Origin of the sequence: Streptomyces iranensis (genome assembly GCF_017874715.1) — a bacterium.
Classification (GTDB): Bacteria; Actinomycetota; Actinomycetes; order Streptomycetales; family Streptomycetaceae; genus Streptomyces; species Streptomyces iranensis.
On record NZ_JAGGLR010000001.1, the window covers coordinates 374719 to 387480 of the forward strand.

Genomic DNA, 12762 nt, shown 5'->3' on the forward strand with positions numbered 1-12762 from the left:
GCCGCGACCGCCGCGACCGGCTCGCCGGTGCAGGTGTTCACGGCGGCGACGGCCGACTCGTCGACCTCACGGGGTCCAGGGGCGGAGCCCCTGGTCGCGGGAAGGGGCGGGAAGGGGAAAGAGCCCCCCGCAGGGCCCGGCGCCCGCCGAACTGCTGGGCCGGCCAACGGCCTCAGCCGCGGTCCGGGACGCAGCGGCCGTCCTCGGTCCGGTAGCTCCACCGGGCGCCGTCGCGCACCAGTTCCTTCACAGCGCCCACGAACCGCTCCACATGCTCGTCCGGGGTGCCCGCCCCGAAGCTGACCCGGATCGCGTTCAGCGACCGCTCCCCCGGCGCGGCCTCGGGCGCGCCGCACTCGCCCGGCTCCTCGGGCTCGCTGTCCAGCAGGGTACGGACCAGCGGATGGGCGCAGAACAGTCCGTCGCGTACGCCGATGCCGTACTCCGCGGAGAGCGCCGCCGCGAAGTGGGAGCTGTTCCAGCCCTCCACCACGAACGACAGCACGCCGACCCGGGGCGCGTCGTCGCCGAACAGCGAGAGCACCCGCACCTCGGGCACCTCGGCAAGCCCCGCCCGCACCTTCTCGATCAGCTGCCGCTCACGGGCGACCAGGCCCTCGAAACCGGCCTCGGTCAGCGCCTTGCAGGCCGACGCGATCGCGTAGACGCCGATGACGTTCGGCGAGCCCGCCTCGTGCCGGGCTGCGGTGGTGTGCCACTCGACGTCGACGCCGCCGTCCTCCCTGCGCGTCACCTTACGGCTGGCGCCGCCGCCCGCCAGATACGGCCGGGCCTCCCGCAGCCAGTCCGCCCGCCCGGCCAGCACCCCGGCCCCGAAGGGCGCGTACAGCTTGTGCCCGGAGAAGGCCACCCAGTCGACGTCCGCCTCCGCGATGTCCACGGGGTGGTGCGGGGCCAGCTGCGCGGCGTCCAGGACGATACGGGCGCCGTGCGCGTGCGCGGCCGCGGCCAGCTCCCGCACCGGCCACAGCTCACCGGTCACGTTGGACGCGCCGGTCACACACACCAGCGCCGGGCCCCCAGTGCGGCCCGCGAGCGCCTTCTCCAGCGTCTCCACCGCCTGCCGCGGGGAGCGCGGGGCGCTGAGGTAGCGGACGGTGACGTCCTCGCGCTGCTCCCACGGCAGCAGCGAGGCATGGTGCTCGGTCTCGAAGACGAAGACCTCGGTGCCCCGGGGCGCCACGGCGGCCAGAAGGTTGAGCGAATCGGTGGTGGAGCGGGTGAAGACGACCTGGTCGTCCTCGCGGCAGCCCAGGAAGGCGGCGACGTCCTTACGGCTGTTCTCGAAGAGGTCGGTGGACAGCTGCGAGAGGTAGCCCGCCCCGCGGTGCACGCTGCCGTAGTAGGGCGCGTACGCGGCGATGTCGTCCCAGACCCGGCGCAGCGCGGGGGCGCTGGCGGCGTAGTCGAGCGCCGCGTAGGTCACCTCACCGCCGGTGACCAGGGGGACCAGGACGTCGTCGCCCAGCACGGGCAGCGGCTCACAGGCGGCGACGGAGGAATCGGCGGAGGAGGAAGAAGAAGTGGCGGTGGCAGCGGGGCGCGCGGACATGGCGAAGTCTCCCGAAGGGGTCGAAGGAATGCGTGACGCGCACGGAAACGGCGGCGGCGAGCCAGCTGTAAGGGCGCGGGAAATCGCTCGACGCACGGCCGCACCGCGCGGAGCACATGGAGAAAAGACGGGGCCGCTCGGCCCTAACGCATTCGCTGCATCACGGAAGAACTCCCTCGACCACCAGGACCCCTAGTGCGAGGGGTCCGCGCTTGCCGCCGGCCTCGCTGCCTGGCGGCCTGGTCATCACCCGGGGCACCCCGCCACGGACGGAGGGTTGCCGGACAGCGGGCCGGGGCCGTAGTCGCTGTCGCTCGTGACCTGGGCAGGAGTATGCCATGTCAGGCGTCGGCGGCCATGCCCTGTCCGCATCCCGGACAGACCATGGCCGCCGTAAGGAGTTCGCCGGACAGGGCCAGGTCGGCAGCGGTCCGGCGACGCCCTGAAAGGGCGCGGGGCTGTGTCGATACGCGGCTCCGCCGCGTGGGCGACCAGCCACGACGGCGCCGCAGACCGCCGACGGCATATCAGGGCACTCCCAGCGGAGCGCTTAGGCGTGGGTGGCCCGGACCCATCGCTCCAGGACGTCGCGCGCCGCGCCCGAGTCGATCGACTCGGCGGCCCGCGCCGCCCCCGCCCCGATCCGGTCCGTCAGGGGCTTGTCCCCCGGGTCCCGCTCGAGCGCCACCAGCGCCGCCGCCGAGTTCAGCAGCACCGCGTCCCGGACCGGGCCCCGCTCGCCCGCCAGCAGCCGGCGGGCCACATCGGCGTTGTACGAGGCGTCCGCGCCCCGCAGGGCCTCCACGGGGGCCCGCTCTACGCCCACGTCCCGGGGGTCGAAGGTCTCCTGGCGCACGGCGCCGTCCCGGACCTCCCACACCTGGGAGGTCGTGGTCACGGTGAGCTCGTCCAGCCCGTCGTCGCCCCGGACGACCAGCGCGGAGGAGCCCCGCTCGGCCAGCACCCCGGCGATGATGGGCGCCATACGGGCGTCGGCGACCCCGGTCGCCTGACAGGTGACCTTCGCCGGGTTGGTCAGCGGGCCGAGCAGATTGAACGGGGTGGCGACGCCCAGCTCGCGTCGGGCCGAGGCGACATGCCGCAGCGACGGGTGGAACTTCACCGCGAAGCAGAAGGTGATCCCGGCCTCCTCCGCGACCTCGACCACCCGCTCGGGGGTGATGTCCAGATTGACGCCGAGCTTCTCCAGCACGTCGGAGGCGCCACTGGCGGAGGACGCGGCGCGGTTGCCGTGCTTGACCACCCGTGCGCCGGTACCGGCGACGACCAGCGCGGACATGGTGGAGATGTTGACGGTCCTGGCGCGGTCGCCACCGGTGCCCACGATGTCCACGGTCGCCCCGGGCACCTCGATCACCCTGGCGTGCTCGTACATGGCCCGCACCAGACCGGCCACCTCGGAGACCGTCTCGCCCTTGGCGCGCAGCGCGATCGCGAAACCGGCGATCTGGGCGTCGGTGGCCTCGCCCCGCATGATCCGGTCCATGGCCCAGGCGGTGTCGTCGGCGTCGAGGTCCCGGCCGGCGATCAGCGAGCTCAGTACGTCCGGCCAGGTGCGGGCCGTCGCGGTGCTGTCGCCTCCGGCGGGGGTCACAACGTCCATGGTCCGCTCCTGGATCCGTGGGGGTGGGCAGGGAAAGGGGTCCGCGCACTTCAGCGGCCCGTCGCAAGCCTATCGGCCGCACGGCCGGGGCCCCGGCCGGACCGTGTGGTCCGGGCCGGGGCCCTGGTCTGTGGCGTCGCTGTATGAAGAAACCGGTCGCTGAAGGGGTACCGGGAGATCAGTGGTGGCCGTGGCCACTGGTGATCTCGTGGTGCTCCTCCCGGGTCGGCTTCGGAATGACGTTGTCCCCGCCGTAGTAGCCCTTGGAGAGCTTCGAACGGAGCCTCTGCGAAGGCTTTATCTTCCGCTTGACCCCGTTCTCGTCGACCTCCGGGCCGATCTCGTAGGGCTCGGGCTGGTCATGCTGGGTGAGCGTGTGCAGCTGCTCCTGCGAGAGCGGCTCGTGGACCTCGATGAACTCACCGTGCGGCAGCCGCTTGATGATGCCGGTCTCACGGCCGTGCAGCACCTTGTCCTTGTCCCGCCGCTGGAGGCCGAGGCAGATCCGCTTGGTGGCGATGAACGCCAGGACCGGGCCGACGAAGAAGCCGATCCGCACGAACCACGTGATCGAGTTGATCGACAGGTGGAAGTGGGTGGCCCACAGGTCGTTACCGCCACCGATCAGCATCACGAAGTACGCGGTGATCCAGGCGACACCGAAGGCGGTACGGGTCGGGGCGTTGCGCGGGCGGTCCAGGATGTGGTGCTCACGCTTGTCGCCGGTGATCCAGGACTCGATGAACGGGTAGAGCCCGATCGCGAACAGGACCAGCGGGAAGAGCACGATCGGGATGAACACGCCCAGGACGAGCGTGTGGCCCCAGGCGGTGATCTCCCAGCCGGGCATCACACGGACCAGACCCTCGGCGAAGCCCATGTACCAGTCGGGCTGGGCGCCGGTGGACACCTGGTCCGGCCGGTAGGGGCCGATGGTCCAGATCGGGTTGATGGTCGCGACCGCGGACAGGACCGCGATCACACCGAAGACCAGGAAGAAGAAGCCGCCCGCCTTGGCCATGTAGACCGGCAGCAGAGGCATGCCGACGACGTTCTTCTCGGTCTTTCCGGCCCCGGGGTACTGCGTGTGCTTGTGGTAGAAGACCAGGATCAGGTGCGCCACCAGCAGGCCGAGCATGATGCCCGGCAGCAGCAGGACATGGACCGGGTAGAGCCTCGCGATGAGGTCCGTACCGGGGAACTCGCCACCGAAGATGAACATCGAGAGGTAGGTGCCGACCACCGGGATCGACAGGAACACACCCTCGATGAACCGCAGACCGGTGCCGGAGAGCAGGTCGTCGGGGAGCGAGTAGCCGGTGAAGCCGGTCAGCATGCCGAGGAAGAACAGCAGGAAGCCGAACAGCCAGTTGATCTCACGCGGCTTGCGGAACGCACCGGTGAAGAACACGCGCATCATGTGCGTGAACATGCCGGCGAGGAAGACCAGCGCGGCCCAGTGGTGAATCTGCCGGATCAGCAGACCGCCGCGCACCTCGAAGCTGATGTCGAGGGTCGACTGGAACGCCTCGGACATCCGCACGCCCTGCATCGGGACGTACGGGCCCTCGTAGACGACCTCCGACATGCTGGGGTGGAAGAACAGCGTCAGGTACACACCCGTGAGGATGATGACAATGAAGCTGTAGAGGCAGACCTCGCCCAGCATGAAGGACCAGTGGTCCGGGAAGATCTTGCGCATATTGGCCTTGGCCAGGCTGTAGATGCCCAGCCGGCCGTCGGCCCAGTCCGCGACGCGCTCACCCGCGGGCGCTTTGCCCCGGCGCTGCGCGGCGCTGTCGCTTGTAGTACTCATCCGCGCTCCCAGTAAGCAGGACCGACGGGCTCCGAGAAGTCGCCCATGGCTTCGAGGTACCCCTGGTCGTTGGCCTTGATCCGCAGCTGCGGCAGCGCGTGACCGGCCGGACCGAAGATCACTCGGCCACCGTCGGAGAGGTCGAAGGTCGACTGGTGGCAGGGGCACAGGACGTGGTGGGTCTGCTGCTCATAGAGGTTGATCGGGCAGCCGACGTGGGTGCAGATCTTGGAGAACGCGACGATGCCCTCGTGCGACCAGTCCAGTTCGCGCTTGTCCTTGATGTTCTCCGGCTGGAGCCGGACCAGCATCAGGGCGGCCTTGGCGATCTCCGTCTGGAAGTCGTGCTGCTCCTCGCTCATGCCCTCGGGCATGGCGAAGGTGAGCGAGCCGACGGCGATGTCCTCGGGGCGCAGCGGCTGCATGGTGTTGTAGTTCATCAGCCGCTTGCCCTTGGCCCACTTGGTGTGCCGGAGCTTGGTGCCCGGCAGCGGACCGAGGTCCCGCAGCAGCACGATGCCGGAGAGCGGCACCAGCGCGAGCGCGCCGAAGAGGGTGTTGCGGGCCAGCTTGCGCCGGCCGAAGCCGGACTCCTTGGCGCCGGTGGCGAACTCCTCGAGGACCTTCGACTTGACCTCGGGGCTGGCCTCGATGGGGTGGCGCTCGTCGGCGATCTCCTCATCGGACATCAGGGTGCGGGCCCAGTGGACCGCGCCCGCGCCGATGGTGAACAGCGCGATGCCGAGCGTCAGCCCCAGCGCGAAGTTCAGCGCGCTGATGTGCCCGATCGGGAAGACGTAGATGTACCTGTCGACCGGGAGTGCCACATACGCGGCGATGAAGGCGATCGTGGCCAGCATCGAGACCGTGAAGAGCAGGGCGACGGTGCGCTCGGAGCGCCTCGCGGCCAGCTCGTCGATGTCCTGCTTACGGTGCTCGTGCGGGGGCAGCCCCGGGTCGGCGAACGGGTCCTCGGCCGGCCTTACGGCACTCTCGGCCCCCCGCGCTTCCGGCAGCTTGTCTTCTGCTTCTGAAATCTCGTGGCTACTCATGACTTCTTGGCCTTTGCGGTCCGGGCGGCGACCCAGATGGTGAGGACGATCATCGCGCCCATGCCGAAGATCCAGCCGAACAGACCCTCGCTCACCGGGCCGAGCCCGCCGAGCTCAAGACCACCGGGGGTCTTGCTCTTGTCGCTGTTGACCGTGTCGAGGTAGGCGATGACGTCCTGCTTGTTCTTCTCCGGCATCACGGTGTCGGGGAAGGAGGGCATGTTCTGCGGGCCGGTCTGCATGGCCTCGTAGAGATGCTTGGGGCTGACCCCGTCGAGAGCCGGCGCGAACTTGCCGTTGGTGAGGGCACCACCCTTACCGGCGAAGTTGTGGCACTGCGCGCAGTTCGTACGGAAGAGCTCCCCGCCCTTCGCGACGTCCGCGCCGTCCGGGCTGTACTCGCTCTTGGTGGGCGTCACCGGACCCGCACCGAGCGACGCGATGTAGGCCGCGAGCTGCTCGGTGTCGGCGTCCGAGTAGATCTTCTTCTTCTTCGGCACCTGGGCGCCCGGCTGCTGCGCCGGCATGCGGCCGGTGCCGACCTGGAAGTCCACGGCGGCGGAGCCGACGCCGACCAGGCTCGGGCCGTCAGAGGTCCCCTGACCGCCCGTGCCATGGCAGCTGGCGCAGCCGACGGCATAGAGCTTCTTGCCCTCCTCGATGGCGAGGGACTGGGCGGAGCTGTCGTCGGCCTTCGCCTCGCTCGGCGAAAACGCGGCGTACAGCCCCCCAGTGACCGCCAGCGCGAAGAGTAGGACGACGAGCGCAGCCAGCGGATGGCGCCGTCGTGCGGAGAGCTTTTTCACGGATTACCCCGGTGTCAGGATCTTCTGCGTCGATGCTGTTAAGGACGTGGTTCCGGTGCGGTGACCGGCTTACTTGATCATGTAGATCGTGGCGAAGAGGCCGATCCAGACGACATCGACGAAGTGCCAGTAATAGGACACGACGATGGCCGCCGTCGCCTGCTGGTGGGTGAACCTCTTGGCCGCGTACGTCCTGCCCAGGACAAGCAGGAAGGCGATCAGGCCGCCCGTCACATGCATGCCGTGGAAGCCGGTGGTCAGGTAGAACACCGAGCCGTAGGGGTCGGAGGAGAGCGAGAGCCCGTCCTTCTTGACCAGCTCGGTGTATTCGAAGATCTGACCGCCGATGAAGATCGCGCCCATGATGAAGGTGATCACGAACCAGGAGCGCAGCTTCTTCACGTCGCCGCGCTCGGCGGCGAAGACGCCGAGCTGGCAGGTGAGGGAGGAGAGCACCAGGATCGTGGTGTTCGTCGCCGAGAACGGGAAGTTCAGCGAGGACGCCATTTCCTTCCAGTGCTCGGCCCCGGTCACCGATCGCAGGGTGAAGTACATCGCGAAGAGGGCCGCGAAGAACATCAGCTCGGAACTCAGCCAGATGATGGTTCCGACGCTGGTGAGGTTCGGCCGGTTGACCGACGGGTGCGCGTGCCCGGTTTCTACTGCTGTTGCTGTCGCCACGACCGACATTATGTCGGTCGCTTATCCAGCGCTCACTCCCGGGGGTCCCGTTCGGAGTGTCAAGGGCCGCGTCAAGGACATCGACCCTGCTCGTCGGGGCTGTTCCGGACAGTCCCCCGAAGGAGGGAGAGATCCGTACACCCCCTCCTCCGGACGGCTGTACGGGAGTAGCATCCGCCTCAGGAGCCCGGCAGATCACTTGCAGATCACTTACTTCGTCCGGAGGTCATGATGCGGCCCACCGCAACGGTGCTGGTCTACAGCGATGACGCGAGCACCCGCGAGCAGGTGCGCCTCGCGGCCGGGCGCCGGCCCGCCGCCGATGTGCCCCCGGTGGAGTTCCTGGAGTGCGCCACCCTCCCGGCCGTTCTCTCGGCGCTGGAGGAGGGCGGCATCGACGCCTGTGTGCTGGACGGTGAGTCGGCGCCCGCGGGCGGGATGGGCGTCTGCCGGCAGATCAAGGACGAGATCTTCCAGTGCCCGCCGGTGCTGCTGCTCATCGGCCGCCCGCAGGACGCCTGGCTGGCCACCTGGAGCCGCGCGGAGGCCGCGGTCACGCATCCGGTGGACCCGGTGGCCCTGGCGGACGCGCTGGCCGGACTGCTCCGCAAGCGGCTCGCCGTGGGCGCCTGACCTCACCGTCCGCACCATCCGCACCGTCCGCTCAGACCTGGGGTCGGAGCCGGGCGGAGTCGGCGGGGGTGGCGTCGGACTGGCCGGAGGCGACCGCGCTGCCCTTGCGCCAGTCCGCCCAGGCCATGTTCCAGTCGCCGTAGCCGTTGTCGAATGTCGCCATGTCGTCTCCATTGCTGTGCACCACCTGGACGATGTCCCCCAGGCGCACGGTGTTGAAGAACCACTGGGCGTTCGCCGTGCTCATGCCGGTGCAGCCGTGGCTGACGTTGGCGTAGCCCTGCGAACCGGTGGACCAGGGCGCGGCATGGACGTATTCACCGCTTTTGGTGACCCGGGCGGCCCAGTAGACCATCAGGTCGTAGGAGCCCGCGCCGAGCCCGATGCTGGCGCCCGTCATCCGTACGGCGGATTCCTTGGCCAGGATGACCTTGATGCCGTTCCGGGTGTCGAATCCGGGCATACCGGTGGTGATCGGGATGGTCCGGATCGGCACCCCGTTGCGCTTCACCGTCATCTGGTGGGTGCCGGAGTCGGTGAGGGCCTCGAGGCGGTCGCCGGTGGTCACCCGCAGCGACTTGGCCGCACCGCCGTAGAGCCCGCCGCCGATCCGGATGCCCTTGAGGTTGGAGTGCACCGTGATGGTGGCGTGGGCGGGCCAGTACTCCTGCGGGCGGTAGTGCAGGTTCCGGCTGTTCACCCAGTGCCAGACGCCCTCCACCGCGGGCCGTGAGTCCACCTTCAGGGCGCGCTCGATCACGGCGCGGGCCGAGGGGTCCTTGACGGGCCGGCTCAGCTTGGCCGTGATGGGCTGCCCCACCCCGTACTCCCCCGCCTTGGGGCCGAAGGTGACCTTCAGCAGCCGGTGGGCGGAGCTGGTGGTGAAGTCGACCGTACGGCGGCCCGGAGCGCCGCCCCCGTCCTCCGTGGACACCTTCAGCGTGTAGTGGGCGCCCGCGGCCAGCGGCACGGTGCTGCGCCAGTGCCTGCCGTCGTCGGTCAGCTCACCCCGGACATAGCGGCCCGCGGCGTCGGTGGCCGTGACATCCGTGATCCGGCTGTCGTCGTCCTTGGCCGTCACTTCGAGCGGCTTGTCCGGATCGGCCTTACGGCCGTCGCCGTCACCGCTGAACGAGATCTGATCGGCGGCGTCGTACGGCTTGGCGGACAGGGGGTCGGGGGATCCCCCGCATCCGCTCAGACCCGCTATCAGCGGCGCCACCAGCAGGGCGCAGGTCAGCACCGCCCGGCTTCTGAGTGATCGAGGTGTGTGGCTCATGGAGCCAACGTAAGAACGGTGTCCGGGAACGGCGCGCGGAGCGAGGCACCGGAGTGAACCGGCGGCCCCGGCGGTCCCGGCGGGGCCGTCCGGCCCGCGACGCCGAGCGGGGCCCGGACACCTCGGGAGGTGTCCGGGCCCCGCTCGTATCAGCCGGTCAGGGCTACTGGTTGGCGTTCTCGCCGCGGTAGTACTCGAAGACCCAGCCGAAGAGGCCGATCATGATGATCGGGGCCGAGAAGAAGAGCAGCCACCAGCCGAAGATCACGCCCAGGAACGCCATGGCGCCACCGACGCCGAGGGAGAGCGGCTGCCAGCTGTGCGGGGAGAAGAATCCCAGCTCGCCGGCGTCGTCCGCGACATCCGCTTCCTTGTTGTCCTGCGCGCCGACATCCACCCGGCGGGCCGTGAAGGCCAGGTAGTAGCCGATCATGATGCTCAGCCCGAAGGCCAGGAAGAGCGCCGTGGTGCCGGCCGGCTCCTTCGACCACACGCCATAGACGATCGCCATGACGAGGATGAAGACGGCCAGCCAGATGAACATCCGGCCTTGGACCTTCACTTGCCGGCCTCCTTACCACCCGCGAGGGCCTTGTCATCGTCAGGCGCACCGTGGTTCTCGAGCTGGTCGAGCGCCGCGATCTCCGGGTGGTGCAGGTCGAACGCCGGGGATTCGGAGCGGATCCGCGGCAGGGTGAGGAAGTTGTGCCGCGGGGGCGGGCAGGAGGTCGCCCACTCCAGCGAACGGCCGTAGCCCCAGGGGTCGTCGACCTCGACCTTCTTGCCGTACTTGGCGGTCTTCCAGACGTTGTAGAGGAACGGCAGGATCGACAGGCCCAGCAGGAAGGAGCTGATGGTCGAGATGGTGTTCAGCGTGGTGATGCCGTCGGCCGCCAGGTAGTCGGCGTACCGGCGGGGCATGCCCTCGGCGCCCAGCCAGTGCTGCACCAGGAACGTGCCGTGGAAGCCCACGAACAGCGTCCAGAAGGTGATCTTGCCGAGCCGCTCGTCCAGCATCTTGCCGGTCATCTTCGGCCACCAGAAGTGGAATCCGGCGAACATCGCGAAGACCACGGTGCCGAAGACCACGTAGTGGAAGTGGGCCACCACGAAGTACGAGTCGGAGACGTGGAAGTCCATCGGCGGCGACGCCAGGATCACACCGGTCAGACCACCGAAGGTGAAGGTGATCAGGAAGCCGACCGCCCAGAGCATCGGGGTCTCGAAGCTCAGCGACCCCTTCCACATCGTGCCGATCCAGTTGAAGAACTTGATACCGGTCGGCACCGCGATGAGGAACGTCATGAACGAGAAGAACGGCAGTAGCACTCCGCCGGTGACATACATGTGGTGGGCCCACACCGTCACCGAGAGACCGGCGATCGAAATGGTCGCGGCGATCAGGGAGATGTAACCGAACATCGGCTTCCGGGAGAAGACCGGAATGACCTCGGAAATGATGCCGAAGAACGGCAGGGCGATGATGTACACCTCTGGATGGCCGAAGAACCAGAAGAGGTGTTGCCAGAGCAACGCTCCGCCATTGGCCGCGTCGAAGACATGCGCCCCGAATTTACGGTCCGCCTCCAGGGCGAACAGCGCGGCGGCCAGCACCGGGAAGGCGAGCAGGACCAGCACCGCGGTCAGCAGCACGTTCCAGGTGAAGATCGGCATGCGGAACATCGTCATGCCCGGAGCGCGCATGCAGATGATCGTGGTGATGAAGTTGACCGCACCGAGGATCGTGCCGAAGCCGGAGAGGGCCAGACCCATGATCCACATATCCGCGCCGATACCCGGCGAACGGACCGCGTCCGACAGCGGGGAGTAGGCGAACCAGCCGAAGTCGGCCGCGCCTTGCGGGGTCAGGAACCCGCCCACCGCGATCAGCGAGCCGAAGAGGTACAGCCAGTACGCGAACATGTTCAGCCGCGGGAACGCCACATCGGGCGCACCGATCTGCAGCGGCATGATCCAGTTCGTGAAGCCCGCGAACAGCGGGGTGGCGAACATCAGCAGCATGATCGTGCCATGCATGGTGAACGCCTGGTTGAACTGCTCGTTCGACATGATCTGCGTACCCGGGCGGGCCAGCTCGGCGCGCATGAAGAGCGCCATCACCCCGCCGATGCAGAAGAACGCGAACGACGTGACGAGGTAGAGCGTGCCGATCGTCTTGTGGTCCGTGGTGGTCAGCCACTTGACGACGACATTGCCCGGCTGCTTCCGACGTACCGGCGCTTCCCGCTCTTGCGAGGCGGTGGTGCCGGCACCCTGGGGTTCGTTGAGGATGCTCACGATGTCCTGGTCTCCGCGTTCTTGGCGGCGTCCGTCTGCTCAATGCCCGCCGGGATGTAGCCGGTCTGGCCCTTCTTCGCCAGTTCCTTGAGGTGCTGCTGGTAACGCTCCGGCGACACGACCTTGACGTTGAAGAGCATCCGGGAGTGGTCGACGCCGCACAGCTCGGCGCACTTGCCCTTGAAGGTGCCCTCGCGGTTCGGAGTGACCTCGAAGCGGTTGGTGTGCCCCGGGATGACGTCCATCTTCATCAGGAAGGGGACCACCCAGAACGAGTGGATGACATCGCGGGACGTCAGGATGAACTGGACCGACTCGCCCTTCGGCAGCCACAGGGTCGGGCCCGGGTTGCCGGTCTGCGGGTTCCGCTCACCGGGCGTGCCCGCCTCGTAGACGCCTTCGGCGCCCTTGGGGACCGCGTTCAGCATGCGCCCCGGGATCGCGGAGATCTCCTTGGCTTCCTGCTTGGGCGTGGCGGTGGACCCGTCCACGTTCTCCATGTAGTTGAAGCCCCAGCTCCACTGGTAGCCCACCACGTTGACCACGTGGTCGGGCTTCTTGGAGGTCTTGAGGAGCGCGTTCTCATCGCGTGCGGTGAAGTAGAACAGCACCGAGACGATGATGATCGGGACCACGGTGTACAGCGCCTCGATCGGCATGTTGTACCGGGTCTGCGCGGGAACCTCGATCTTGGTCCTGCTGCGACGGTGGAAGATGACCGCCCAGATGATCAGGCCCCAGACCAGGACGCCCGTGGCGAGCGCCGCCGCCCACGAGCCCTGCCACAGGGAGAGGATCCGCGGCGCCTCCTCCGTGACGGGGGTAGGCATTCCGAGGCGGGGGAAGTCCTTGGATGTGCAACCGGTGGCGGTCGCCAGGACCAAGCCCGCGGCCAGCGCCTGCAGCAGCTTCCGCCGCACCGGGCGCCGCGACGAGCGGTCGGAGCCGTTGGGACTCACGTAGCGCCTTCCCGAGAGTCTCGCCCGCGCGGTTGGCCGCG

Annotated in this window: 11 protein-coding genes and 1 riboswitch; of the genes, 1 reads left to right on the forward strand and 10 read right to left on the reverse strand. The window is 68.5% G+C overall.

The genetic code is table 11. The annotated features are described in order from the left end of the window. Positions 1-172 precede the first annotated feature (172 nt). The 6 genes from J2Z30_RS01690 to ctaE form a co-directional block, all read right to left on the reverse strand. Positions 173-1573, reverse strand: coding sequence for an aminotransferase class V-fold PLP-dependent enzyme (locus J2Z30_RS01690; protein WP_044576774.1), 1401 nt, complete (start codon positions 1571-1573; stop codon positions 173-175). A 203-nt stretch (positions 1574-1776) separates the two neighbouring features. After that, positions 1777-1895: riboswitch (SAM riboswitch) on the reverse strand. Between the two features lie 228 nt (positions 1896-2123). After that, a complete protein-coding gene (trpD, locus tag J2Z30_RS01695; protein WP_044576772.1) occupies positions 2124-3197 on the reverse strand; it encodes an anthranilate phosphoribosyltransferase in 1074 nt (357 codons plus the stop codon). A gap of 178 nt (positions 3198-3375) precedes the next feature. Then, positions 3376-5013 carry a cytochrome bc1 complex cytochrome b subunit gene (gene qcrB, locus J2Z30_RS01700; protein WP_044576771.1) on the reverse strand — a complete coding sequence of 546 codons (1638 nt, stop codon included), beginning with the start codon at positions 5011-5013 and terminating at the stop codon, positions 3376-3378. After that, complete coding sequence (gene qcrA / locus J2Z30_RS01705; protein WP_044576770.1) at positions 5010-6065, reverse strand: cytochrome bc1 complex Rieske iron-sulfur subunit; 1056 nt, start codon at positions 6063-6065, stop codon at positions 5010-5012. The genes qcrB and qcrA overlap by 4 nt, the downstream gene beginning before the upstream one ends. Then, complete coding sequence (qcrC, locus tag J2Z30_RS01710) at positions 6062-6871, reverse strand: cytochrome bc1 complex diheme cytochrome c subunit (RefSeq protein WP_044576769.1); 810 nt, start codon at positions 6869-6871, stop codon at positions 6062-6064. The genes qcrA and qcrC overlap by 4 nt, the downstream gene beginning before the upstream one ends. A gap of 69 nt (positions 6872-6940) precedes the next feature. Further along, entirely contained in the window at positions 6941-7561 is a 621-nt protein-coding gene (ctaE, locus tag J2Z30_RS01715; protein WP_020872008.1) for an aa3-type cytochrome oxidase subunit III, read from the reverse strand. Positions 7562-7783: 222 nt separating this feature from the next. Here ctaE and J2Z30_RS01720 point away from each other — a divergent pair, with 222 nt between their 5' ends. Then, positions 7784-8185 (forward strand): hypothetical protein, encoded by a 402-nt coding sequence (locus J2Z30_RS01720; protein WP_044576767.1) that lies wholly within the window; start codon positions 7784-7786, stop codon positions 8183-8185. Between the two features lie 31 nt (positions 8186-8216). Here the strand turns inward: J2Z30_RS01720 and J2Z30_RS01725 are convergent, their stop codons facing one another. The 4 genes from J2Z30_RS01725 to ctaC form a co-directional block, all read right to left on the reverse strand. Beyond that, a complete protein-coding gene (locus J2Z30_RS01725) occupies positions 8217-9464 on the reverse strand; it encodes a L,D-transpeptidase (protein ID WP_107073376.1) in 1248 nt (415 codons plus the stop codon). 163 nt (positions 9465-9627) lie between these two features. Next, positions 9628-10026 (reverse strand): cytochrome c oxidase subunit 4, encoded by a 399-nt coding sequence (locus J2Z30_RS01730; protein ID WP_044576763.1) that lies wholly within the window; start codon positions 10024-10026, stop codon positions 9628-9630. After that, entirely contained in the window at positions 10023-11762 is a 1740-nt protein-coding gene (gene ctaD, locus J2Z30_RS01735; RefSeq protein ID WP_044576761.1) for an aa3-type cytochrome oxidase subunit I, read from the reverse strand. Before ctaD ends, J2Z30_RS01730 begins: the two co-directional genes overlap by 4 nt. Beyond that, positions 11759-12721, reverse strand: coding sequence for an aa3-type cytochrome oxidase subunit II (gene ctaC / locus J2Z30_RS01740; protein WP_044576759.1), 963 nt, complete (start codon positions 12719-12721; stop codon positions 11759-11761). The genes ctaD and ctaC overlap by 4 nt, the downstream gene beginning before the upstream one ends. Positions 12722-12762: the final 41 nt, after the last annotated feature.